Annotated in this window: 26 protein-coding genes; 9 read left to right on the forward strand and 17 right to left on the reverse strand. The window is 58.7% G+C overall.

Going from position 1 to position 24,075, the window contains the following annotated elements; genetic code table 11:
• The first annotated feature begins 55 nt into the window (after positions 1 to 55).
• On the forward strand, positions 56 to 907 hold the full coding sequence (locus tag ACMG4M_RS09745) for a DUF2914 domain-containing protein (RefSeq protein ID WP_052042427.1): 852 nt from the start codon (positions 56 to 58) through the stop codon (positions 905 to 907).
• Positions 908 to 926: 19 nt separating this feature from the next.
• Here the strand turns inward: ACMG4M_RS09745 and ACMG4M_RS09750 are convergent, their stop codons facing one another.
• Complete coding sequence (locus ACMG4M_RS09750; RefSeq protein ID WP_414429888.1) at positions 927 to 1,493, reverse strand: hypothetical protein; 567 nt, start codon at positions 1,491 to 1,493, stop codon at positions 927 to 929.
• Between the two features lie 134 nt (positions 1,494 to 1,627).
• Entirely contained in the window at positions 1,628 to 3,196 is a 1,569-nt protein-coding gene (locus tag ACMG4M_RS09755) for a GMC oxidoreductase (RefSeq protein WP_414429889.1), read from the reverse strand.
• Between the two features lie 151 nt (positions 3,197 to 3,347).
• Here ACMG4M_RS09755 and ACMG4M_RS09760 point away from each other — a divergent pair, with 151 nt between their 5' ends.
• A complete protein-coding gene (locus ACMG4M_RS09760; RefSeq protein ID WP_035244540.1) occupies positions 3,348 to 3,605 on the forward strand; it encodes a hypothetical protein in 258 nt (85 codons plus the stop codon).
• A gap of 175 nt (positions 3,606 to 3,780) precedes the next feature.
• Positions 3,781 to 4,854, forward strand: a complete 1,074-nt coding sequence (locus ACMG4M_RS09765) for a prolipoprotein diacylglyceryl transferase family protein (RefSeq protein WP_035244542.1) — start codon at positions 3,781 to 3,783, stop codon at positions 4,852 to 4,854.
• Between the two features lie 130 nt (positions 4,855 to 4,984).
• Here ACMG4M_RS09765 and modC read toward each other — a convergent pair whose 3' ends face one another.
• From modC to ACMG4M_RS09795, 6 genes are all read right to left on the reverse strand, one after another.
• The gene (gene modC, locus ACMG4M_RS09770; RefSeq protein ID WP_035244544.1) at positions 4,985 to 6,034 is read right to left on the reverse strand and encodes a molybdenum ABC transporter ATP-binding protein; all 1,050 of its coding nucleotides are present in this window, start codon (positions 6,032 to 6,034) and stop codon (positions 4,985 to 4,987) included.
• Positions 6,031 to 6,714 carry a molybdate ABC transporter permease subunit gene (modB, locus tag ACMG4M_RS09775; RefSeq protein ID WP_035244840.1) on the reverse strand — a complete coding sequence of 228 codons (684 nt, stop codon included), beginning with the start codon at positions 6,712 to 6,714 and terminating at the stop codon, positions 6,031 to 6,033. Before modB ends, modC begins: the two co-directional genes overlap by 4 nt.
• Positions 6,704 to 7,441 carry a molybdate ABC transporter substrate-binding protein gene (modA, locus tag ACMG4M_RS09780; RefSeq protein ID WP_035244546.1) on the reverse strand — a complete coding sequence of 246 codons (738 nt, stop codon included), beginning with the start codon at positions 7,439 to 7,441 and terminating at the stop codon, positions 6,704 to 6,706. Before modA ends, modB begins: the two co-directional genes overlap by 11 nt.
• A 107-nt stretch (positions 7,442 to 7,548) precedes the next feature.
• A complete protein-coding gene (locus tag ACMG4M_RS09785; RefSeq protein ID WP_035244549.1) occupies positions 7,549 to 8,499 on the reverse strand; it encodes a rhodanese-related sulfurtransferase in 951 nt (316 codons plus the stop codon).
• 276 nt (positions 8,500 to 8,775) lie between these two features.
• On the reverse strand, positions 8,776 to 9,096 hold the full coding sequence (locus ACMG4M_RS09790; RefSeq protein ID WP_414429890.1) for a BolA family protein: 321 nt from the start codon (positions 9,094 to 9,096) through the stop codon (positions 8,776 to 8,778).
• A gap of 141 nt (positions 9,097 to 9,237) precedes the next feature.
• Positions 9,238 to 10,761, reverse strand: coding sequence for a carboxylesterase/lipase family protein (locus ACMG4M_RS09795; protein ID WP_414429891.1), 1,524 nt, complete (start codon positions 10,759 to 10,761; stop codon positions 9,238 to 9,240).
• 277 nt (positions 10,762 to 11,038) lie between these two features.
• On the opposite strand from ACMG4M_RS09795, the gene ACMG4M_RS09800 reads away from it, so the two are divergent.
• Both ACMG4M_RS09800 and ACMG4M_RS09805 read left to right on the forward strand, forming a co-directional pair.
• Complete coding sequence (locus ACMG4M_RS09800; protein ID WP_297763464.1) at positions 11,039 to 11,392, forward strand: poly(hydroxyalkanoate) granule-associated protein; 354 nt, start codon at positions 11,039 to 11,041, stop codon at positions 11,390 to 11,392.
• Positions 11,393 to 11,527: 135 nt separating this feature from the next.
• Positions 11,528 to 12,580, forward strand: coding sequence for an AraC family transcriptional regulator (locus ACMG4M_RS09805; protein WP_035244555.1), 1,053 nt, complete (start codon positions 11,528 to 11,530; stop codon positions 12,578 to 12,580).
• Here ACMG4M_RS09805 and ACMG4M_RS09810 read toward each other — a convergent pair.
• On the reverse strand, positions 12,563 to 13,648 hold the full coding sequence (locus ACMG4M_RS09810; RefSeq protein ID WP_035244556.1) for a geranylgeranyl reductase family protein: 1,086 nt from the start codon (positions 13,646 to 13,648) through the stop codon (positions 12,563 to 12,565). The two genes, ACMG4M_RS09805 and ACMG4M_RS09810, sit on opposite strands and share 18 nt — an antisense overlap.
• Positions 13,649 to 13,834: 186 nt before the next feature.
• On the opposite strand from ACMG4M_RS09810, the gene ACMG4M_RS09815 reads away from it, so the two are divergent.
• Positions 13,835 to 14,815: a malate dehydrogenase gene (locus ACMG4M_RS09815; RefSeq protein WP_414429892.1), complete on the forward strand. Its 981-nt coding sequence runs from the start codon at positions 13,835 to 13,837 to the stop codon at positions 14,813 to 14,815.
• A 74-nt stretch (positions 14,816 to 14,889) separates the two neighbouring features.
• Here ACMG4M_RS09815 and ACMG4M_RS09820 read toward each other — a convergent pair whose 3' ends face one another.
• Complete coding sequence (locus ACMG4M_RS09820) at positions 14,890 to 15,480, reverse strand: DUF805 domain-containing protein (RefSeq protein WP_035244841.1); 591 nt, start codon at positions 15,478 to 15,480, stop codon at positions 14,890 to 14,892.
• 161 nt (positions 15,481 to 15,641) lie between these two features.
• Positions 15,642 to 16,052, reverse strand: a complete 411-nt coding sequence (locus ACMG4M_RS09825) for a CBS domain-containing protein (protein ID WP_035244561.1) — start codon at positions 16,050 to 16,052, stop codon at positions 15,642 to 15,644.
• A gap of 104 nt (positions 16,053 to 16,156) precedes the next feature.
• On the opposite strand from ACMG4M_RS09825, the gene ACMG4M_RS09830 reads away from it, so the two are divergent.
• Complete coding sequence (locus tag ACMG4M_RS09830) at positions 16,157 to 16,438, forward strand: DUF6316 family protein (RefSeq protein ID WP_414429893.1); 282 nt, start codon at positions 16,157 to 16,159, stop codon at positions 16,436 to 16,438.
• A gap of 36 nt (positions 16,439 to 16,474) precedes the next feature.
• Here ACMG4M_RS09830 and rraA read toward each other — a convergent pair whose 3' ends face one another.
• From rraA to ACMG4M_RS09860, 6 genes are all read right to left on the reverse strand, one after another.
• Positions 16,475 to 16,957, reverse strand: a complete 483-nt coding sequence (gene rraA, locus ACMG4M_RS09835) for a ribonuclease E activity regulator RraA (RefSeq protein WP_035244563.1) — start codon at positions 16,955 to 16,957, stop codon at positions 16,475 to 16,477.
• Between the two features lie 75 nt (positions 16,958 to 17,032).
• The gene (locus ACMG4M_RS09840; RefSeq protein WP_035244566.1) at positions 17,033 to 17,728 is read right to left on the reverse strand and encodes an NAD(P)H-binding protein; all 696 of its coding nucleotides are present in this window, start codon (positions 17,726 to 17,728) and stop codon (positions 17,033 to 17,035) included.
• On the reverse strand, positions 17,725 to 19,938 hold the full coding sequence (locus tag ACMG4M_RS09845) for a response regulator (RefSeq protein WP_035244568.1): 2,214 nt from the start codon (positions 19,936 to 19,938) through the stop codon (positions 17,725 to 17,727). Before ACMG4M_RS09845 ends, ACMG4M_RS09840 begins: the two co-directional genes overlap by 4 nt.
• A 38-nt stretch (positions 19,939 to 19,976) precedes the next feature.
• Positions 19,977 to 21,404: an efflux RND transporter permease subunit gene (locus ACMG4M_RS09850; protein WP_414429894.1), complete on the reverse strand. Its 1,428-nt coding sequence runs from the start codon at positions 21,402 to 21,404 to the stop codon at positions 19,977 to 19,979.
• Positions 21,361 to 21,639, reverse strand: a complete 279-nt coding sequence (locus tag ACMG4M_RS09855) for a hypothetical protein (protein ID WP_414429895.1) — start codon at positions 21,637 to 21,639, stop codon at positions 21,361 to 21,363. Before ACMG4M_RS09855 ends, ACMG4M_RS09850 begins: the two co-directional genes overlap by 44 nt.
• On the reverse strand, positions 21,575 to 22,294 hold the full coding sequence (locus ACMG4M_RS09860) for a hypothetical protein (RefSeq protein WP_414429896.1): 720 nt from the start codon (positions 22,292 to 22,294) through the stop codon (positions 21,575 to 21,577). The genes ACMG4M_RS09855 and ACMG4M_RS09860 overlap by 65 nt, the downstream gene beginning before the upstream one ends.
• Positions 22,295 to 22,410: 116 nt before the next feature.
• Here ACMG4M_RS09860 and ACMG4M_RS09865 point away from each other — a divergent pair, with 116 nt between their 5' ends.
• Entirely contained in the window at positions 22,411 to 22,809 is a 399-nt protein-coding gene (locus ACMG4M_RS09865; RefSeq protein ID WP_035244572.1) for a MerR family transcriptional regulator, read from the forward strand.
• Positions 22,802 to 23,965, forward strand: a complete 1,164-nt coding sequence (locus tag ACMG4M_RS09870) for an isovaleryl-CoA dehydrogenase (protein ID WP_414429897.1) — start codon at positions 22,802 to 22,804, stop codon at positions 23,963 to 23,965. The genes ACMG4M_RS09865 and ACMG4M_RS09870 overlap by 8 nt, the downstream gene beginning before the upstream one ends.
• Positions 23,966 to 24,075 lie beyond the last annotated feature (110 nt).

Consider the following 24,075-nt stretch of genomic DNA (forward strand, 5'->3'; position numbering starts at 1 on the left):
TCCAAAAACTATCCAGACAAAAGCGGCAGCCGGACAACATTCTGGGGGTATCAAGGTGCGTATCTGCATTGTCACCGGCCTGCTGATTCCGGCATTGGCCTTCGCTGAAACTGCCACCGACAACTCGTGCCCGACATTGGTCAGTGCCGCTTTCACCACTGCAGTGGAAGAACGGGAACCGCTCGCTCAGCTCACAACCGCCCCACTCTCAGTCAATGAGCTACTGTTCTTTACCGCCATCCAGGATGGTAATGGCGAGCAGCTGCACCATACCTGGTCCTACAACGGTGAACCCATTGTTGATGTGCCGCTGGCGGTGGGCTCGGATTACTGGCGCACCTGGTCGTCGAAAACCTTTGCCGGCCTTGATCTGGCTCCCGGAGGCCAGTGGCAGGTAAACGTCAGCACAGAAAGTGGCTGTGAGCTGGGCAACTGGACGTTGACGCTCACCGATGATAACGCGGCTACTCAGTCGCCAGCCCCTGCAGCATCCACGCCACCGGCGTCTGAAAAAACCTCAGAAACGCCCCTGAAAACGCCGCCGGAAAAAGCCAAGGGTGACGCGGTGGATCTCAGTGAAAATTACGCGGTAATTCGCCAGTTACTTGATCTGGGCGATACCCGCGCGGCCAAGGTGGCGATACGCCGTGCTCGCCAGCTCACCGCCAATCCGCAACAACTGGCTGAGCTGGATACCCTGGCCGCAGATAACGAGGCCTTTGCCCAACTGGACAAACTGATACGCCAGCGGGATGTGCACGGTGCCCGTGAACTAATGCAAACGCTGGTGATTTCCATCTCCCCCGACAGCCCGGTTTACCCGGCACTGCAAAGCCGCCACCGGCTACTGAAGCGCCTGGAAGGCAACGAGCGGGACACCGTATTCCAGGCCGCATCCAGCCCCTGATGCCACAACAGCACGGGCGTCAGTCGTCTTTCAGCGACAGATGGCTGATGTCCGGTGCCACCGGCATTTCCTCCGCTTTTTTCTGCCCCAGCACTTCCCCCGGCTGAGCCATAGTCAAGTGATCCACGTCCGGCGCAGGCGGAGGAGCGACCTTTTCCCTGTTATCCATTTCCGCCCCCACTTCCGCCACCGAGAAGGCCCCGGAAAAACCGGTTCCCCCGGTGCGGATGGTGCCCACCGTTTCCAGCTCGCCAGACGAGGGTTCTGTCGGTTCGCGACTGTCCGGGGCCGGAGACGCTGCGCGGGATTCGGGTGCCGGCGCAGATGCACCAGCGGATGCCTGGACGGGATCGGCTACCGGCCGCAGTTCACACTCTGCGCCGGCCTGTTTCAGCACTGCGCGGAATTTCATGGCGGTGGCCTGGTCGGCATCTTTCTTTAACACCACCGGCTGCCCGGAAAACAATTTCTCCACCCGGGCGGCATCCATCTTGAAGATTTTTCCCAGGTTGCTTTTTACCGTCGCAAGGTCCGACCCTTTCACCAGCTGACCGGTAAAGACGATATGGAAACGGGCATCGGCCATTATGGATTCCTCTCTGATTCTCTACTGACTACCAAGGTATCGTAGCCGCCAATGAGCAGCACGCCTGTCTTGCTGAAAACCCGCAAAATGCACGGTGTTCCGTCTCGCATAAAGTATGTGGCATGAAGCGAACCTCAACCCATTTCACTGGCGGCATACTCGGCCAGTGCGGCGATGGTCCGTGACGGGTTCAAACCCAGCGCCCGTGGCACCATGGCGCCATCAATCACAAACAGATTGGGATAGTTGAAAACTTCTCCCCGGTGGTCTACCACGCCCTGCTCCACAGAATCTGCCATATTGCAGCCGCCCAGCGGGTGCGGGGTCACCAAATCCTTGAACCAGTCCCAGGTGGCCGGCGTCATCGGATCACCGCCGGTCGCAGCGGTCAGCGACAGATGGCGGTCTGCCAGGCCCTGTACCGCCTTTTCCGCCTTGCGATAGTCCCAATCCAGTTTCAAGCGGTCTTTCTTCCAGGGCCAGTACCAGCGACGGCCCAGATAGAAACGGCCACCGGGATCGTCCATGGCCTGCCCGAACCAGGGCATCATCCTGGCAAAGGGATCACTGCTCTCTCCATACTTGAGCATGGCAGCACCCAGCCGAGTATTGGCGAAGCGGGGATCCTTGCCCAGTCGCTCCATCCAGCTGCCGAGAATATCGGGCACGCCGCCATCTTCCACAAAATAACGAGCGCCACCATCTTCACCATCCAGGTAATCAATGGCGCTGGTAATGGTCGGCCCCCGTGTGGGAGAAATCTGGCGCTCCTCATAAAATGCCATGGTGGCGAAGTCACCATTGCAGGACCAGTTGTGGCCAAGCTTGCGACTCAGTTTCGGCAGGGTCTTGTACTGATCCCGGCAGCGCAGTAACAGTTCCGTAGAGCCCATGGAACCGGCAGCCACGATCACCTTTTCCGCCTTGAAACGGCGCCAGCAATGGCTGTACAGGTCCCTGGCCAGCACTTCATAACCGCCGCCTTCCAGGGCACGAATGGTGCGCACATGATGCAGGGGACGGACATCAGCACCGGCATTCTCCGCCGCCGCCAAGTAATTCAGATCCAGGGTATTCTTGGCCTGCACCGGGCAGCCCAGATCGCAGTTACCACAATGCACGCAGGTGCCCTGGGTTTTGCCCTGAGGGTTTACCCAGGTCTGGCTGTGGCCATAGGAGTATGGATCATCCCGTTGTGGGCTCCAGTCGGGATCAAAGGTGATCGCCTGGGGCACAATACGAAACCGGTCACCGGCCCCGACGGCGTCAGCCCCTTCCTTCATCAGATGGGTTCGCGGGGTCCATTGATTGCCCGGCAGTTCCTGCACATTGAGCATGACGCCAGTGGTAGTGTAATGGGGCTTGAGCGTGACGTAATCGATGGCCTCCGGCCACCCCTGGGCAAAGGCCTCCGGCTTGGCCTCAATGCTGACATTGGCGTAGATCAGGGAGCCACCGCCCACCCCAGCGCCCATGGCAACACTCATGTCGCCGAAGTAGCGAAAATCGATCCAGCCGTTCTGTTTTTCCGGTTCGTCTTCATCCCAGAACCAATCGCGCTGGGACACCGATGGGTAATCGTCCGACAACCAGCGCCGCCCCCGTTCCAACACCACCACCCGACTTCCCTTCTCCGCCATCCGGCAGGCCATCACCGAGCCGCCAAAGCCGCTGCCGATGATCAGGACATCCACATTTTCCATCCTCTCCCCCAACCCCTGTTCTTATCGTTGCCTTTGCGACAACGCTTTTTTAATCAAGGTTTTGCACTATAAAATTAACTGCCAATCCTGTCTATTTGCAGCACTTTCCAGTAATCTGGCGACTGTCTTCGCCGGCCTCATTGCAGCACCCATGGAACAGATCGATTTCGTCACTATTGAAGAGCAGCAGCGCCCCCGCAAGCGTAACGGTGCCGCTCGTAAACCCGGTCCGAAGAAAGCCGCGAAGCCGCAGCGCCCGGGAGCCGTGCGTGATGGCTACCGCCGGCTCACTGCCGATATACCCGCCGATCTGCACAAACGCCTGAAAATGCAGGCCCTGATGGAAGACCGCTCCGTCACCGAACTGATCGTGCAAGCCGCCGAGTGTTTTTTGCGCAATCGAGATTAACCCGCAGCACATCCGTTAAGCATTTCTCTCTCGCGTTATTCAAGCATTGTCCGCGCTTCCTCGCATGTTGGCTGATGCCGCGTTTCACCTTCATGCAACCGTCACCCACCTGTCATTGATCCGCACTGATACAGCCGCATGCTCGGTCCTGACGCTACCGCTGAAGGAGCTCGCTATGGCTGTGGATTTGTTTCTGTTGGGGTGCGCCCTGATCTTCGGGGCAGGCTTTCGCTTTCTGTTCCGTCATCTGCCGGAAGAGCGCTGGCAATTCGTGGCTTCGTTACCGCTGAAAAAAAACCATGACGGCTCCTGGCAGGGTTTGAACCTGACCTTCTACGGGCTCTTTACCGGTATCGCCGGCGGGCTCGGCGTTACCTGCTTTATTCTGCTGACTGCTTCCGCCGGTGTGTCGCTGGGCACGGCACTGCTGCTGACCCTCGGGATACTGGCAATCTGCCTGCCCGCCGCCAAGATCATTGCCACCGTGGTGGAAAAAAACCGCCATGGCTTCACCGTCGGCGGTGCCAGCTTTGTCGGCATTATTATCGCCCCGCTGTTCCTGTGGCTGGCGGACCTGGCCAGCCAGCACTGGTGGCAGACTGCCTTACCGATTCTGCCCATGCTGGCCGCCATGTCGATTGCCTATGTACTGGGTGAAGGCATTGGACGGCTGGCCTGTATCAGCTTCGGCTGTTGCTACGGCAAGGCCCTGCGCCATTCACCGCGCTGGGCCCAACGCCTGTTCTGTACCCTGAATCATGTGTTTATCGGCAAGACCAAGAAGATTGCCTTTGCCGGGGAAATGGAAGCGGTAAAAGTGATCCCCATCCAGGCGGTCACCTGTGTGGTTTATACCGCGCTCGCGCTGGTCTGTAGTGCCCTCTTCTTCCACAGCCAATTTGCCCTGGCCTTTGCCCTGAGCCTGGTAGGAAGTCAGTTGTGGCGGGTATATTCGGAAACGTTGCGGGCGGACTATCGTGGCGGCAGCAGACTGTTCTCGGTATACCAGATGATGGCGTTGCTGGCCGCGCTCTATGGGATTGCCATCAGTCTGATCCTGCCTGCCCATGGGGGCCTGGCGGCGGATCTTGCTGCCGGCCTGGGAGCCCTCTGGTCACCGGGGGTTATTCTCAGCCTGCAGATCATCACCGTGGCCATGTTCTTCTTCTCCGGCACCAGCACCATCACCACCGGCGAACTACGCTTCGGCCTGGCCGCAGACTGGCGCAGCCAGGCGGGAGGAGAATAGCCTCTAGCTGCAAGCTACAACGCGATTGAAGGTTCTGTTTATTTTGAGAGCAAGAGGCCGCGCCCAAAGTTTGGGAGCGGCCTCTTGCGTTGAAAACACGCAAACCCATGCTCGCGTTATAGCTTGTAGCTTATCCCAACGCCACCGCCTTCACCTGCGCATAAAGCCGCGCACCGGGGAACACCTCAAGCTCCCGGGCGGAGCGGCTGGAGATGCGGGCGAGCAAACGCTGATCCCCCAGAGCCAGCTGTACCACAGCCTGTCCCGGCCCTACTTCGCGCAAGGCTGCCACCTGCACCGGATGGATATTAAGAATGCTGGAATCCTGCGGCGCCTGGCGGCACAGGCTCACATCCCGGGCGGCAATGCGAAGGCGTACCGGCTCTTCGCCAGACACCGGCTGCGCCGCCGGTAGCCAGAATGTCTGTTGTGCAACGGTCACCGCCTGCAGATGATCCCGGTTGTCGTAATCTCCCAGTTCACCGTACAGCAAGGCCGTGGCATCGCCACGCTGGGCCAACGGGCCATCCAGCCGTGCCAGTTCTTCGTGAGCCTTGCCTCTGGCCACGATGCGTCCCTGCTCCATCAGCCAGACCTGTCGCGACAGGGTCAGCAACTCATCCAGATCATGGGTGACATAAATCACCGGCACCTTCCTGGCGATATCGCTGATCATCTTCAGCAATTCCTGCTTGTGGCCGTGATCCAGAGCTGACAGGGGTTCATCCAGTAACAGTAGTTGCGGCCCGGCCAGTAACGCTCGAGCCAGCGCCACCCGCTGAGCCTCACCCCCGGAAAGTGTCTCCACGGAACGCCCCAGCAAATCCTCAATACGCGCCTGACTTACCACGCTGTCCAGGTCCCATGCTGCTCCCCGACGTTTCACCACATAGTCCAGATTGCCGCGCACACTCAAATGGCGAAACAGGGTCGGCTCCTGAAACATCATGCCCAGGGGGCGCTGCCAGGGCGGCAGCGTGACGTCGTCGGTTTGCCAGAGCTGGTCACCGAAGCGAATCTCGCCATCGCAATCCTGAAGCCCGGCCAGCATTCGCAACAACGTACTTTTACCGGACCCGGAAGGGCCGAACAGGACCGTCACACCATTGGCAGCAAGCTGCGCCTGCGCCTGCAAACGGCACGACCCCACCTGGCCGGACAGGGAGAATGCCAGACTCATGGCATCACCCCGGTGTTCTGCTTGCGTTGCCAGCGAAACAGGGCCCACAGCATTAACACCGACGCCACCAACAGCACCGCCGCCAACCGATGCGCACTGGCGTAGTCCCCGGCCTCTACATGCTCATAGAGAGCCACTGAGGCCACCCGGGTTTCCCCGGCCAGGCTGCCGCCGATCATCAGCACCACACCAAATTCCCCGAGGGTATGGGCAATACCGAGAATCACAGCACTGGCATAGCCATGTCGGGCCTGGGGAATCACCAGCGAGAAAAAACGGTCCATGGGACGGGCCCCAGAGACCGCCGCCATATCCAGTTGCCGTGGCTCAATGGCCGCAAAGGCATTCTTGAGAGGTTGCAGAACAAAGGGCAGCGAATAGACCAGCGAACCGATCACCAGGCCGGTAAAGCTGAACGCCAGAGAGCGGGCACCGCCCCATTGCGCCAGCCAGCCGCCCGGGCCACTCGGTCCCAGCCCGATCAGAAGATAAAACCCCAATACCGACGGCGGCAACACCAGGGGCAGTGCCAGCAAGGCTTCCAGTAGCGCCTGCCCCGGCAAGCGACGCCGGGCCAGCCACCAGGCCAGCGGCGTACATACCACAAGCAGGATGAGGGTGGTAACCACCGCCAGTTTGACCCCGACCCACAGGGCCAGCCAGTCGCCATCACTCAACATCATCGGCGACCTCATCGGTGCGATAACCCAGACTGCGTATCATTTCCTGAGCCTCGCCAGAAAACAGAAAATCGTAGAAATGCTGTGCTGCAGGCATACCCCTCAGCACACCACCCTGCTGACGTATTAGTGGATAGAGCGCGTCGGGAATACGCCACTGTCGCCCTCCCTGGTCCTGGACCTGGCTTAACCCCACAAAGGCAGCCTCTGCGGCGCCACTATGGGCAAAGTGATAGCTCTGCGCCACATTCTCTGCCTGTACCAGGGTCACCGAATCCGGAAGTGGAAATTGTTGCAGCACTGCCTCGGCGGCTTCGCCATAGGGTGCGGTACGGGCATTGGCCATGGCCACGGGGGTCACCATGCCGGCCACCAGTGAGGAGCCATCGAGAACGGCTCCGGCATCCGGAGACCATAGCACCAGCCTGCCAATGGCATAGGTGCGCACTGTGCCAGCCTGAATCCACCCTTCGGAAGCAAGCTCCTGCGGCCGCCGAGCATCGGCAGCCAGGAAAATATCGTAGGGCGCCCCCTGGCGAATCTGGGCCGCCAGTTTGCCGGTGGAGCCAACCGTGATCTGGATGTCTGCCCGCGGGTATTGCTGGTGATAACGCTGGACCAGTTGTTTCAATGGGGAGGAAAAATTGGCAGAAACAGCAACCTGCACGGGCTCAGCCCCTGCGATGGTGGAGGCCAACGCCAACAGGCTGACAAGCAAACACTTCATGGAAGCTCCACGACCACATCCGATGAGCGCCAGTCTAACCCGAATCCGTCACGCCATGGATGAGAGAAGCGCCAACAGTTCGCTAACGCTGGGGATAACCTTGATTCTCAGGACGGCTTGCGGGGGTTCTGGCCACGATGTTGGCGACCCCGGGCGCGGGCCAGTTCTATCTGCTTCTGGCGTTCGGCGAAACGCGCCTTCTGCTCTGGAGATGACTCGTCGTAGCACTTGGGACAAGAGACGCCAAGCTGGAATTTTTCCGATGCTTTTTCGTCGTCATTAATGGGACGACGGCAGGCATGGCACTGGTCGAATTCGCCAGGATTGAGATCGTGATCGACGGTGACTCTTTCGTCGAAGACAAAACATTCGCCTTCCCACAGGGAGTCTTCCTTGGGCATCTCTTCCAGATATTTGAGGATGCCGCCCTTCAGGTGATAGACCTCATCAAAGCCCTGCTCTTTCAGGTAGGCAGTGGATTTTTCACAACGAATCCCGCCAGTGCAGAACATGGCCACTTTCTTGTGTTTGGCCGGGTCCAGCGTGTCTTTCACATAGTCAGGAAACTCACGAAAAGTGCGGGTTTCCGGATTGATAGCGCCCTTGAAGGTGCCCACTTCCACTTCGTAATCGTTACGGGTATCGATCAGGAGGGTTTCCGGATCACTGATCACCGCATTCCATTCTTCCGGGCTCAGGTAAGTCCCCACGGTGCGGTTGGGATCGATCCCCTCCACGCCCATGGTGACGATTTCCTTCTTGAGTTTGACCTTGGTGCGCAGGAAGGGATGCTCGTCGTGGAAGGATTCCTTGTGCTCCAGATCCGCCAGTCGCGGATCCTCACGGAGCCAGCCAAGCACCGTATCAATGCCGGACCGTGGCCCGGAGATGGTGCCGTTGATGCCTTCCCCGGCCAGCAACAGAGTGCCGCGCACATCCTGCGCCAGCATCAGCGCCAGCAGTGGCTCACGCAACTGCTCGAAATCACCCAGACGGACAAACTTGTACAGGGCAGCAACGACAATGCTGTCCGACCTTTCCACTTTATGCTGACTCACGCCTTGAACTCCGGATATGGACTCTTGAAATTATTAAAACACGCCTCTGCCGAGGCTTTTCTCCCCGCTCCAGAAGGCGTGAAATTGAAAGCATGCTGGTTGCATGTTGAAAGATCACAACACACTGGAGCGGGAAGAAAAGCCCGGCCCGAAGGGTTATGCCTGGAATCCCGCTCAGCGGTGTTGCGGGTCTTGCCAGGGACAACCAGCCCTGCCTGCAACCCGCGCCTTGCTGAGCGGGATTCCAGGCGATAACAGAGACGCGTTTTAATCACTTCAAGAGTCCCGCTTGCTGCCGCCAAGACAGTCAGGAGATTCACTCACCTCGCCGCCTTTGGCCTGCCACTCCGCCACGGTATAGGTATGTAGCGCCAGTGCATGCACCGGGCCCGCCAGCTCGTCGGCCAGCACCTTGTAAAGCATCTGGTGGCGTCGTACCGGCAACATGCCGTCGAAGGCATCACTCACCAGCACCAGCTTGAAGTGGGTTTCCGAATTGGGCGGCACACTGTGTTTGTGGCTTTCGTTTTCCAGAGTCAAATGTGCCACAGGGACGGCCTCGGAAACCTTGCGCTCGATCAATGTTGCTACGCTCATGCCACTCACCACTCTTACTCACCCACATCCAAAATGTCGCAGATCACAACCAGTATAGCGCGGCACCGGGGCTGCGCGGGGGCGGTATTCTACGCGCTTTGGGTGATTCTGAGAAATGTCCGGCGGTCGGACACCACCCCCTTACTTCGGGACGGGAATGATGGTTTCCCAGAGGGCTTCGGCAGCATCATCCAGCAAACCGGCCATCTCATCGCCCGGTCCCAGCTGGCGCACCTGCCGCCCGACGGACCAGCCCTGCCAGCCTGGATCATCGCCGTGGGCAAACGCCCCCCAGGCATCCTGCACCTGTCGGGACAGGGCTCTGGCCGCATCACCGCCGCCGGTGAAATACATTCCCGCCGGAGTATCGGTGACACCAAACACAAAGGGCACATCCACCACATGGCAGGCCCCCAGCGGCAAGCCAAAGGGCTCGCTCTGCCAGGTGAACTGGAATCCCCAGCAATCCGGATTGTGACGGCTCTGGGCATCCAGCAAACGTACCGTGGGCACCCGGAACAGACGATCGGATTCCATGGCTGAAAACACGTCCAGCGGACTGCGGCGGGGGGCCGCCTTGACCGTGGTGCGGTAATAATCGAACGCCCGGGCACCATTGCCCGGCAGCCCCCGTTCAAAGCGACGCTGGATTTCCTGATCATCCACGTCCCGCACGGATGCCATTTTTACTGTTCCGGCCAGCACCCCGGCGTACTGGAAAAAGTGGTATTCATCCTGGCAGACTCCGGCCAGCAGCCGCTTGTCCGCGGCAGCGCCGGCGGCAATGGCTTCTATCGGTAGCTGCGGCAACAGATCCCCATCCACCATGGGCAGAAAATTCATGGCGAACTGTGGGGTTATCGTGCGCAGGCCGCGGTCCACCAGCACTTTTACCGCCTGATTCTGGGCCTTGATCCAGTCTTTGTCGGAGCAGTCGCGCAGCCTCTCTGCGGCACTGCCTTCGCCGGGCAGAGCGGCCACAAAGGCATCGGTGACCTTACGGACCTGTTCCGGCGCCAGAACAAAATCTGCCGCGCCGGACTGGACAATGGCAGCGTGGAACAGCGATGCCGCCCGCGGGCATGCCAGTAGCGCACAGACACTGAAGCCACCGGCGGATTCCCCGAATACGGTGACCCGATCGGCATCACCGGTAAAACCGCTAATGTTTTCCTGCACCCACTCCAGGGCTGCCACCTGATCCCGCAGCCCCAGATTGCTGTCGGCCTGAAGCTCCGACGCCACCGCCGTGAAATCGGCAAAGCCCATGGCCCCCAGTCGATAGGCCGCATTCACCACCACCACCTTCTGGCTACGGGCCAGTTCCGCACCGTTATACAGAGGCTGGGAAATGGAGCCGGCCAGATAGGCACCGCCATGGAACCAGACCATCACCGGAAAGGGCCCCTCTCCCTCAGGAACCCAAATATTCAGGTACAGACAGTCTTCACTGGACTCGTGAACTCCCATCAACGGGTTCTTCATCTGTAGCGAGGGCTGGGGATATTGATCCGCCGTCACCTGAGTATCAGCGTCCGGCAACGGCCGGGGCGCCTTGAAGCGATGCTCACCCAGCGGCGGCAAGGCAAACGGAATGCCTCTGTATTCGGTGACACCATTACTGGCAAGTCCTTGATAGTGGCCCTGGCGAATCACTGCTGACATGGATGGATCCTTTTCTGATTTCTGTCCGACAACCCTGCCGCGCCCAACGTGTTTCATTCGCCGGGAAATGGTTCTGCAGACGCCACGGTGGCTGAGCCCGCACAGGGGGGATGTAGACCTTAGCAAATTACCTACTGATGAGTAGGCCAAACCTCGTGTTTAATTGTTAGACAACATAAACAACACTGTCAGAATCCTGACTTACACTTGTTCACGCCCTCGCAGCCACCGCCAGAGGGCTTTGCTAATCCATTTTTTCTACGGAGGGAAGCCCCCTATGAGCAACGCTACGATCGAGCAACTCAACGAGCGCTATGAACAAGTTACCACCGAAGCCAAAGCGGCTCTGGAAAAACTGAACACCGCCGTACGTGGTGCTTACACCCGTCTGGAAGAAAACGGCAATGAGCTGTTCCAGACCCTGGTGAAAACTGGCGAGAAGCGTCAGAAAGCCGTGGCCAAGCCACAGAAAAAAACTACTGCCAAGAAGCAGCCGTCCCAGCTGGACGAAGTGCGAGGCAAGGTTGCTTCCGCTTTGGGTCTGCCCACCCGTGATGAGGTAGAAGCCCTGAACAAGAAGTTGGCCACCCTGACTCGCAAGGTCAACAAGCTGGCCAAAGAAGCGAAGTAATCGCTTTTTGCCAGTCTCAGGGGCGGTACCGCCGCCCCTGCTCTCTCCTCTTTGTCTCACCTGAACCGTTGACTTCCCCGCCCGCCTCTCGTTATCTAGTAGCCTCCGCAGATAACAAAAACGACGCGAGCCAAGATGTCCGCCAGCCTGTCTTCTTCACTGAAATTACGTACCGTCGCCCCTTTCTGGCTTGAGTTCCTGCTGGATGCCGCCCTGCGTGCCGGTGTCGATCTGAGTGGTGCCCTGGTGGATCTGGGTATCAGCAACGACGATCTGGAAAACCCCCAGTCCCGCATTGCCATGACGGTTGAGAACCAGCTACTCAAGCAGGCTATGCAGAAGAGCGGTGATCCGCTTTTCGGTCTGCACATGGGCGAAGGCATCCGCCCGCGCTTCATAGGCGAGCTCGGCTATGCCAGCATGTCCAGCGCCACCCTCGGTGACGCCATCGAGCTGATGATCCCCTTTACCAAGGTCACCAGTGAATGTGCCCAGCTGCGCTTCGAGTGGCGTGACAAGTCCCTGTGGCTGATCTGGGAAAGCGACCTGGAAGACCTGGCCACGTATCCGGCTCGCATAGATGCCAACTTCGCCGGCGCCATCACTTACGGCCGCTGGCTGATCGGCAAGGAAATGTCGCCGGCCAGGGTGCTGTTTCGCCACCCACCACAGGGCGAGGAGCAGGAATACCAGCGCATCTTCCGCTGTGAGGTCGCCTTCGAGCAGCCGCAGAATGCCATCGTCCTCGATGCCAGCCTGCTGGACCTGCCGCTGCGCGATGCAGACCCGGAAATGCACAAGGTGGCACGTTCTCGCATGCAGCGGGCGGTCACCCAGTACCATGCCCGCGACAATCTGCTGGAACAGGTACGCCTGGAGATTCAAAAACGCCTGCAGCAGGGGGTCCCGCAACTGGAACCTATCGCCGACCAATTAGGCATCAAGCCCTGGACCCTGCGCCGCCAGTTACGATCAGAAAACACGGATTTCTCCAGCCTGCTGGAAGATGAACGCCGCCGCCTTGCCTGTGACTGGTTATTGCACAGCGACCGCTCGGTAAACCAGATCGCTCTAGATCTGGGCTATTCGGAACAAAGCGCTTTCAATCGGGCCTTCAAACGCTGGTTCGGCGTCACCCCGGTGCACTACCGGGAACAGCAAGGTAGCGCGTTATCCCCCGACCATTGATGCGCCGCGCCAGCGGCGCTTGCACTGGCCCAGCGTAAGCCCACGGGCAAACCCCTCCACCAGGGTCTCCCCCAGATTGCCCTGCAGCATGCGGGTGGACAGAGGCATCAACGGGTAGAACAGCCGCGCCAGCTGCTCTACCGTCGCCATCTCTTCCCGCCAGCCCGCCAACCACCCGGAGTAGCTCGCCAGTTGCCCGGCAAGAATCGCCTGGGCGGCCAGCTGGCCGCTGAGAACGGCGCCATAAATCCCCTCTCCCAGCAACGCTTCGGTACAACCGGCCGCATCACCGGCAAACAGGATTCTCCCCTGACACAAACGGGCCAGTGGCAGCCAGGTGCCCAGCGGGTAGCCCTGCACCCCCGAGGGACGGACGCCCAGCTGTTGCTGACTGTAGCGATCAAGCTGCTCACGGCCCGGCGAGGCTATTCCCTGACGCCACACGTAAAGCCCTACGTTGACATGATCGCCCTTGGGAAATAGCCAGCCGTAGCCACCTTTGATTGCCGCAAAATCCAGTGTCATGCCCGGATACCAGGAGAGCTGCTCCCGAGGCACACATCCCTCGATAGCCACGGCGCCGCCATAACGGCACTCCCCCAACAGCTTGCGTACCGGGCTGTGGGCGCCATCGGCAGCAATCACTGCGCTGGCCTGAAAGCGCTCGCCCTCACGGGTGGTCAGGGTGACAGAGCGGCCATCCTGCCGCAGGGTCTGAATCCCCCGGGTTTCGGCAAAGCTGGCTCCCTGCTCCTGGGCCTGTTGGCGACAGAACGCATCCAGTTCGGCACGTTCGGTCATCACGCAGAAGGGGCTGGCAGCTTGCAAAGCCTGACTACCGGCAGGAAAGCGACCTACCCACAACGTGGACACCACTTCCCGAACCACCGGGGCGATGGAAAACCGGTAGCGATTCAGGGTCTTCGCCGTCACTCCACCAGCACAGGGTTTGCCCTGCCCGGCAGGCCGAGACAGGACCAGCACACGCTGCCCCGCCGCCGCCAGGTCCCAGGCGGCGGCACAACCGGCCTGGCCGGCGCCAACCACCACCACATCCCATTTCGTCATTCATTGCCTCGTGTCAAATCAGTTCGCTCCGGCTCAAGACCTCGGTCCAAGTATGAATAGGCCTGTGCTTCCTTTATAATGCGCCCCGTCCGGGACCCCTGACCCATGGCGGAATTCGCCATTGCTCAGTGGCTCCCCTGGTTTCAGCCCCATAAGTTCTCCCGAATTAAAGCTAGGAGATTGTTAATGAAAGCACCCGTACGCGTAGCCGTTACCGGCGCCGCTGGCCAAATCAGCTATTCCCTGCTGTTCCGTATCGCCTCCGGCGACATGCTCGGCAAAGACCAGCCCATTATTCTGCAACTGCTGGAAATCACCCCGGCCATGGAAGCCCTGAAGGGCGTTATCATGGAACTGGAAGATGGTGCTTTCCCGCTGGTCGCCGGCATTATTGGCACCGACGATGCCAACGTGGCCTTCAAGGACGCCAACTACGCGTTGCTGGTTGGTGCTCGTCCGCGTGGTCCAGGCATGGAGCGCAAAGATCTGCTGGAAGCCAACGCAGCAATCTTCTCTGCCCAGGGCAAAGCCATCAACGACAACGCCAGCAAGGACATCAAGGTGCTGGTTGTCGGCAACCCGGCCAACACCAACGCCCTGATCGCCCAGCGCAATGCGCCGGACATCAACCCCCGTCAGTTTACTGCCATGACCCGCCTGGACCACAACCGTGGCATGGCGCAACTGGCCAACAAACTGGGCAAGACGGTCAACGACATCACCAAGATGACCATCTGGGGCAACCACTCCTCCACCCAGTACCCGGATCTGCACCACTGCGAAGTGGACGGTAAAGTGGCCGTCGACCAGATCGAACAGGACTGGTACGAAGGCACTTACATTCCGGAAGTCCAGCAGCGCGGTGCCGCCATCATCAAGGCCCGTGGCGCGTCCTCTGCCGCTTCTGCAGCCTCTGCAGCTGTTGATCACATGCGTTCCTGGGCCCTCGGCACTGCCGACGGTGACTGGGTTTCCATGGGTATCTACAGCGACGGTTCCTACGGCATCCAGGAAGGCCTGATCTACTCCTTCCCCTGCACCTGCAAGGATGGTGACTGGAGCATCGTTCAGGGTCTGGAAGTGAACGATTTCTCCCGTGGCAAGATGGAAGCCACCGAGAAGGAACTGGCGGAAGAACGTGACGCCGTTTCCCACCTGCTGCCGTAAGGTTTCGCAGGAATAAAAAAGGGGCTCTTCGGAGCCCCTTTTTTATACCCGATGTAGCGCTCTTGCTCTATTGCTCAGTAGTCGTAGTCGTACTGCATTTCAGAAGCAGCTTGGGCACGCTCCACATATTGGTTGTAGGCCGGCACGGCCACTGCCATCAGTACGCCGATGTACCCCACGAACAACACCGCCACCACAACAAAAGCCGCTACCACACCGCCGCTGTTGGCAACCGGTTTGGGCCCGAATTTGTTCGGTCCCTTGGTGCCCGGCATGAAGATCAACAGCAACCCCATGATCAGGTTCACAATGGGAACCAGAAATAACAGCACAAACCAACCGCTGGCATTGATGTCATTCAAGCGGCGAATTGCATAGATCACCGTCATCACCAGAATAAACAGCATCACGACCATGGCCAGGAAGCCCAGCAGCATCGTGGCCCCGGAATTGGCAGAAGCGCTGTCAAAGCCGCCCATGATTGCCGCCAGAATGCCACCCACAATCGCAATCGCCAGGTAGGAGAGCATGGTCAAACCGAAGGCATAGACGACGTAGCGCATTCGGCCGATACGACCTGATGCGGCAAAGAATTTTGGCTGATAGCGCTCATCAACTTTGGCGATACAAACATCCGCCGATGGAGCTTGGTAAGGCTGGTTCATGCCCCCCCTTGCGATAGTGATTACTGATGAAAAGGTCAGCCTCTGTCATTGCTGCTACTTCCTGCAATAGCTCAGAGAAAGAGCCGAACAGAGAACTGCAACTTCGAATCTAGGTATTAGCTGTACCTTCCTGGAGCCGGCAGCCGGCCACTGTTGATTCCTTACAGGGTGTGCTTGCGACTGAAATCATCCATCGCCCGCAGTAGATCGCGACGGCTGATCTGACCGACAAGCTTACCCTTGTCCACCACCGGAAGACGACGCCGGTGATCGGCAATAAAGATTTCTGCCGCATCCAGTATTGAGCTATCCGGAGAGATAGTCTGAGGGTCTTGGGTCATGTACTCGGCAACCGAGCCAATTTCTGTTTCATGGTAGCTGGCCTGCAAAGCGCCCTTGAGACAGTCTGACTCGGAAAAAACCCCTACCAAACTTCCTGAATCATCCACCACTGGGGCACCGGAAATCCGGTTCTCCAGGAGGATACGAATGGAATCATTGACCGAAACATGAGGTTTCAGGGTAACCAGGTTGCGGGTCATGTAATCGGCAACCCGAATGGACTTCAGCATGAGAGAGAACTTTCCTGTGTATCGGACCGAAATAGGCCAATCGTTCCTTTTATAACAGATATTGCTCTGATCACCACGGACTCTGTTTAGCCTCTGAACGACGAATGGCTGTAGATGCAAACAGTTACGCAATGTTACCTTTTGAAAAGACTTATATGCAAAAAGGGAATTTTATGAAAGTCAGAGCCGAAGACATGGAAGCAAAGACGTGGTTTCGCAGCGATCGTTTTTTCAACGAAGGGGGACGTTGGTTCTTTTCGACCCGGGAGAATACCGTTGAAGGCCCTTTTGATACCCACTGGGAGGCAGAACAAGAATTGATGATGTATATCCGCGATATGCAAGCAAAAGCGTCATTTGGGCTAGCACCAGAAATCCGCGCCTGAGAGCTGCCCTCTATCAGGGCAGCTTACAAAGATGGGTTACAGCAACGCGTGGCGCGAGGTAATAATGCCGTTGTTATCCGCGTACACATACTCCCCCGGGTGAAAGGTCACGCCACCAAAAGTGATGTCGATATTGAGCTGCCCTTCATCGCGGCGCACGGATTTGATCGGCACGCAGCCCAGGGTGACAACACCGATATCCAGCTTGGCCAGCTCATCCACATCGCGGCATGCCCCATAGATGATCACCCCTTCCCAGCCATTCTTGACCGCGTTCTCGGCAATCATGTCACCGATCAGGGCATTGCGCAGGCTACCGCCACCGTCGACCACCAGCACTTTCCCTTTGCCGTCAGTGGCCAGGTGCTCCTTGACGCGGCTGTTGTCCTCGAAGCATTTCACTGTCACCACTTCCCCACCAAAGGCACTGCGCCCACCGTAGCTGAACCAGTTATGGCCGGTTACCACAGACACGCTGTCGGCATTCTCATCACAGAGATCGCAGGTCACAAAGGTCATACTGACTCCTTAAAACAGTAGTGAGAAAGGTGTTCCAGGGTGGCGGCCAGATTCGCGCCCTTGCATCCAACTCCCCTATTCGCCTTTCACTTCTCGTGGGTTACGGAACTTGCCGGCAAACACCAGAAAATCCCGGTAGCGTAGTTTGTAAAGACCGGTCTGCGGCCCCTCAAGGGCCATGCCTACCATGGCATCCGCCACCTTCTGGCTGTCAACTGGCAGCCAATGGGCATCAGTCCAGCGGGTTAGCGGCTCGATCACGCGATTGAAGATATTACCCCAGTCCTCAGCCGGCCGCCGGTCATTTCGCTGCCCGCGCAGCAGGGAGGGCTGGAGGATGGCCAGTAACGGCAATTCCAGTTTAACCAGCGCTTTTTCCATCTGGCCTTTTACCCGGGCATAAAAAAACGGAGAGCGGGCGTTGGCATTGACGGCCGACACCACCAGAAAACGCTGCACGCCGGCGCGCAGGGCCATCTGCCCGGCCAGTACCACCAGATCATGGTCCACATGACGGAAGTCTTGCCGGGACCCGGCCTTCTTCATGGTCGTGCCCAGGCAGCAAAACACATCATCTACCTGAAAATACGACTGGCAGGCTTCCATCTTATCCAGATCAACCACCTGAACATCCAGTTTGGGATGCTCTATGGAAAGGGGTCGACGGCAAAGTACCCGTACCTGTTCGTACTCATCACTTTCCAGCAGATTGGCAAGACAGTCGTTACCGACCAGTCCGGTGGCCCCCAGCAGCAAGGCTTTTCTTGTCATTCATCATCCTCATCAAGATCCGGCTCCGCAGGCAACCAGCGCCGTAGAACCGTTTCCAGTGCGTCCAGATGCACCGGTTTCGCCAGAAAATCATCCATTCCCGCCGCCAGACAACGCGCTTGCACGCCTTCCGCCGTGTTGGCGGTAATCGCCACAACCGGTGTACGCGCTCCATCGTTCTGCTTCTCGCGATCGCGCAGCCGCCGGGTCACTTCAAACCCGTCCATTTCCGGCATCATGCAATCCATCAGGATCAGATCAAACCCTTCCTGGTTCACCAGGGCCAGTGCTGTTTCCCCATTACTGACGGTTTTCACCTGATAACCCAGCTTGCTCAGCATGCCCCGAGTCACCAATTGGTTGACCTCGTTATCTTCGACCAGCATCAGCCGGAACTGCTTGCGCCGCTGGCGCTCCTCACGGGTCTGCATGGGCGCATCGCCGACCGGTTGCTGACGCTGCAGGCCCACCAGGCGAGCCAGGGCATTGCGCAGACTGCGGCGATGGGCCGGGCGCACCACCACCACCAGTTCGTGTTTGTCGATCAGCTTCTGCACCGCCGGGGTACCGCGCTCTTCGATAGTAGCCAGCAGCACCAACCGCACCGGTCGCAGGGAAGGATCTTCCAGCACGTTGCGGCACAGGTTCAGGGCCAGTTCCGGCCGCGTCCAGGTATCCACCAGTAGCAGATCAAAATCGCTGTGTTCACGGTGGCCGGCCCGCAGGGCCTGCAACGCATGGTCATAGCCCTGGGCGGAGGAACACTGACAACCAAGCGTCTCGAGCTCTTCTTGCAGGCAGGCTACGGTACCGGAGGCGGCGCCCACTACCACGGCCTCGGCGCCATCAAGGGCTCGTATCAGATCCTGGGCTTCGCGCATGTCCGGCTGCATCTGCACCGGCACGGTGAACCAGAAGGTGGAGCCCTCTCCAGGTACGCTCTCGGCGCCCAGAGTGCCTCCCATGGCATCAATCAGGCCCTTGCAGACCAGCAGGCCGAAGCCGGTATGGCGGCTGCTGTAGACATCCTGGCCCTCTTCGATAAAGCGGTCCTGGAACAGGTGGCGCAGGGTTTCCGGATCCATTCCCGAGCCCTGGTCGCTGAGCCGCACCCTCAACACACCGTTGCTTTCGCTTTCCACGGTAAAATCTACGTCGAGGCGGATCTCGCCGTTATCACTGAATTTGATGGCATTGCTGAACAGGTTGTTGAGCACCTGCATGAGGCGCTCACGGTCGCCGCGAATGCGTTTGGGGAGCAACCGGTCGATCACACAGGTAAGTTCCAGCCCCGTGGTCTGAGCCATGGGGCCGAAGGCTTCCAGCGCCTGCTCAATGGCAGTGCGGAAATCAAAGAACTCGGAATTGAGAGTGACCCGCCGGGACAGGATGCGGGAATAATCGAGTACGTCATCAATCAGCGACAACAGCAGCTTGCCGCTACGCCCGGCTACTTGCAGGTAATCCTTCTGCTCATCATCCAGACGGGTATCTTCCAGCAGGGACATCATTCCCATGAGGGAATTCATCGGCGTGCGCAGTTCGTGGGCCAGGCGGTAGACCAGACTGAGCTGCACCTCCGTGCTACTGCGCACTGGTTGCTGACTGCTGCTTTCGCCCCGTCCGCGGCGTTCGCGGGTCATGGCATGCCAGAAGGTTTCATACTGGCCGCGATAGAGCCGGAACAGGTAGAACGCATAGATGCTGATCATGATCGCGATCACCCAGTCGTGCAGCGACCCGGTGATCAGCAGTACCAGCACGGTGGGCAGGAACATCAGCACGATATACGCCTGACGCACCCGCAGACCGGCCATCCAGGAGCTACCCAGGGCCGTAGTGACACCGACGTTATAAAGCAGTACCGCGAAGAAGTTGAAACCGGAGCCAAGTCGCCAGGCCAGCCAGGCCGGCAGGATACCCCACAGCAGGGCATGCATGGCCAAACCTGCGCCAAACAGCTTGCGCCAGCGTGCCGGCCCCGAGCCGTAGAGGGCATCGAAACGGGCAACCAGCCATAGTCGATAGGCGGTGACAGCCAGAACGGCCCCGCCTCCGATGAGCGCTTCGAGTTCGAAACTCTGATAGACCTGCCCCCAGGCAAAAACCAGGGCATAAATCAGAAGGGCCGCCAACACCCCCATCAGGGAGTTCTTGGCGGCCCCGTAATCGACGCGCTTGAGAACCTTTCGATCTTTCTTGTATGACACCGTGTCGTGTTCCGTGGAACCTGATTGGACGTGTCGCGCTACGTTAGCACTGCTTTTCCGGGCTGGCTACTCCGCCGCGCACGATCCAGGGCAATCAGTAACGGTACAAAGAAGAAAAAGTCCACAAACAGCGCCATGGCAATGGTGATCGCCGATAGCAACCCCATGCTGGCATTGGGATAGAAGTGGCTAGTGCCAATAATCGCGAAATTGGCCACCAGCACCACGGAGGTGGCTACCAAGGCCACTCCCACGGTCCGGAAAGCATAGTCCACGGCTTTCTCCGTATTCAGGCCCAGCTCCCGTTTGGCACGCACATACTTGCTGAGAAAGTGCACCGTATCGTCCACCACGATCCCCAGGGTCATACAGGCCACCACCGATACCGCCAGACCGATTTCGCCATTGATCAGCCCCCAGAGACCAAACGCCATGGCCGCCGGCAACAGGTTGGGAATCAACGACAACAGACCATAGCGAACCGAGCGAAGTGCGAAGATCAGCAATAGCGAGACACTGATCAGTGCGATCAGGGCGCCGCCCAGCATGCTTTCGATATTACGCATGGTGACCCGGCCGAACAGGATATCCATGCCTGTCCCTTTGGTTTGCATGGCCGCGGGCCAGTTATCCTGCATCCACTGCTCAACCCGGTCGTTGAAATCCAGCACCGGCTTTGAGCCGATGTTTTCCAGTACCACGATGGCGCGAGCCTGGCGCTTGTCGATATCGAGCTGGTCTTCCAGTCCCAGCCCCTGGGGCAGGGACAACTCGTACAACAGTGTGTACTGGGAAATCAGTTCCCGGGAGTCCGGAATGCGATAGTAAGCAGGGTCACCGCCGTGCAAGTCCCGGTTAAGGCGTTTGATCACATTGGTATAGGAGGTGGCGTAGACCACTTCATCCTGCTGCTCCAGCCAGGTCATCAGATCATCAAGATGCTGAAGATATTCTGGCTCCATGGTGCCGCCGGACTCACCGGAGGGAACCGCATAATCAATACGGTGCATGCCGGTCATTTCCGACATGGCAAAATCGTTGACCCGCCTTACCTCGAAGGTCTCGTCAAAGTATTCGTTGAACACATCGTTGGTACGGTTAAGCCCCACGCTCGCCGTCAACACCACGACGACAACCGACATGCCTGCCAGCCAGCGCTTGTAATGACGGCTGAGATGACCGGCCAGTGCGCTCATCCAGGGGGCATAATCACGCTGTCTGCCCGGCTCGATGCGGTGCGGCAACAGCATCACGAGCGCCGGCAGCAGCAGTACCGAGAACACAAAGGCCAGCAGCACCCCGATCAGTACTACATTGCCCAGCGCCCGGAACGGTTGTGATTCGGAAAAATTGAGAATGGCAAAGCCGATCGCCGTTGTCAGGCTGGTCAACCAGATTGGTTGCAGATTGATACGCAGGCTTTCAAGCAGCGCCGGCGTCTTGGCAATTCCCTTGCAGACGCTCATGCCGATAGCTGGCGAGAAGATGCACGGAATCCGCCACCGCCAGGGTCAGGATCATGGCCGGCGCCATACCCACGATGGGCGAGAACTCGATACCCAGCCACATGGCAATCCCCATGGCCGAGGCAATCGAGAAGGCGATCACCACCACGGTCACCGCCACAAACATGGCACTACGCAGGATCAGCCAGAGACACAGCAGCATTACCAAAAATGCCAGTGGCAGCGTGGTCGCCATGGACTGCTCCAGTGGCTTCAGCAGAGGCCTGGGAGAACACCACGGTACCGGTCACCATGAATTCGATGTCCGGGTATTGCTCACCATAGGCCCGCGCCATTTCCCGGGCGGCGGCAGTGATTTCCGGGGCCTCGGTATTGCCCTCCCCCATGGTGACCGTGGCAACCACCCCGGCCACATGCCCCTTGTCCGAGACGAGTCGGCCGACCAGCGCGGGCTCGTTCAGGGCGATCTCACGGGCTTGCTCGATATCCTCCGCCGACATGGTAAGCGCATCTTCCACCAGTGGGGCCACAAAGAGGTCATCGCCCTCCACTTCCGTGTGCTGAAAGTTGGTCAGCGAGTCCACCCGGGTGGAATGTGGCAACGTCCAGGCATCATCGGTCAGGGCTTCAATGGCCGCCAGCGTTTGCGGTTCAAACACCCGGTCGTTTTTCGGATGCACCACAAACAACACCATCTCGTTGGCAGTGAAGCTGTCTTCCAGGGACACAAAGCGCTTGAAGTCCGGGTTCTCTTCCGTGAAGAAAATTCGTGGATCGTTGTTGTTATGGAAGTGGCTCATGCCACCGGCCATGGCAAGGCACAGGCCCGTGCAGGCCAGCAGTACCCACACCGGATGTGTCACCACCCAGCGACTCCATGCGTCTTTCATGCGTATCCCCCTTATTCGGTAGCCGCAGTCTAGGCAGGGGTAAACACTGTGTCACGGACCGAAAGGGCCAAAATCAGATACTTTACGTTAACGTAAACTTCCCCTACTCTTTTACCATGAGCAAAAAACAGACCTACAGCATCGGCGAGCTGGCCCGGGAATTTGATGTCACCACCCGCACCATCCGCTTTTACGAAGACCAGGGCCTGGTAGCCCCGGAGCGCCGCGGGCAGACAAGGGTCTACACCCCCGCCGACCGGGTCACCCTGAAACTGATTCTGCGTGGCAAGCGCCTGGGCTTCTCGCTGGCCGAATCCCGCGAACTGATCGGCATGTACCAGCCACAAAGCGACAATCGCAGCCAGTTGCTCGCCTTACAGGAAAAAATTCACCAGCGCCGCGTACAGCTTGATCAGCAACTGCGTGATATCCAGCTACTGCACCAGGAACTGGATAACGCAGAACAACGCTGCCTGGAAAGTCTTAACCAACTGGAGTCCAAGGAAAATGTTTAACAGCACCTTCAACTTCCACCTGGGCGAAACCATTGACGCCCTGCGTGATACGGCCCGCGCCTTCGCCCAGAAGGAAATCGCTCCCATTGCCGCCGAGATCGACCGCAGTAACGAGTTCCCCCTGGAGATGTGGAAGAAGATGGGTGATCTGGGTCTTCTTGGAATCACTGCCGGCGAAGAATACGGCGGCGCCAATATGGGCTATCTGGCCCACACCATCGTGGTGGAAGAGATTTCCCGCGCCTCTGCCTCCATCGGCTTGTCCTACGGCGCCCATTCCAATCTGTGTGTCAACCAGATTGCCATCAACGGCAGCGCTGAGCAGAAAGACAAGTACCTGCCCAAACTGATCAGCGGCGAGCACATCGGCGCTCTGGCCATGAGCGAGCCCGGCGCCGGCTCTGATGTAGTGAGCATGAAACTGCGCGCCGAAAAGAAAGGCGACCGCTACATCCTCAATGGCAACAAGATGTGGATCACCAACGGCCCTGACGCCCACACCTACGTAATTTATGCGAAGACTGATACCAGCGCGGGCCCCCGTGGCATTACGGCTTTCATCGTCGAGCGTGACTTCCCCGGTTTCTCCCGGGCCCAGAAGCTGGACAAGCTGGGTATGCGTGGCTCCAACACCTGCGAGCTGGTGTTTGAAAACTGCGAAGTCCCCGCCGAAAACATCCTTGGCAAGGAAAATGAGGGCGTAAAGGTACTGATGAGCGGCTTGGACTATGAGCGCACCATTCTGTCCGGTGGTCCGGTGGGCGTGATGCAGGCCTGCATGGATGAGGTGGTGCCCTACATCCATGAACGCAAACAATTCGGCCAGGCCATCGGCGAATTCCAGCTGATGCAGGGCAAGATCGCCGACATGTACGTGATGCTCAACACCAGCCGCAGCTATCTCTATAACGTGGCCCAGGCCTGCGACCGCGGTGAAACCAACCGCAAGGATGCCGCCGGCGTGATTCTCTACTGCGCCGAGAACGCGACAAAAATGGCCCTGGAAGCGATCCAGACCCTGGGCGGCAACGGCTACATCAATGATTACAACACCGGCCGACTGCTGCGTGACGCCAAGCTATATGAAATCGGCGCCGGCACCAGTGAAATTCGTCGCATGCTGATCGGTCGCGAGCTGTTTAACGAGACCGCCTGACCAGGCCAGCAAAAGAAATTTTCACCACAGAGGGCACAGAGTTCACTGAGGAAAACCTGGTCTCTGTGTGCTCTGTGACCTCTGTGGTAAGAAACGGTTTTTGCGAGACT

Origin of the sequence: Alcanivorax sp. IL3, from assembly GCF_047495465.1 — a bacterium.
GTDB classification, from domain to species: Bacteria; Pseudomonadota; Gammaproteobacteria; order Pseudomonadales; family Alcanivoracaceae; genus Alcanivorax; species Alcanivorax jadensis.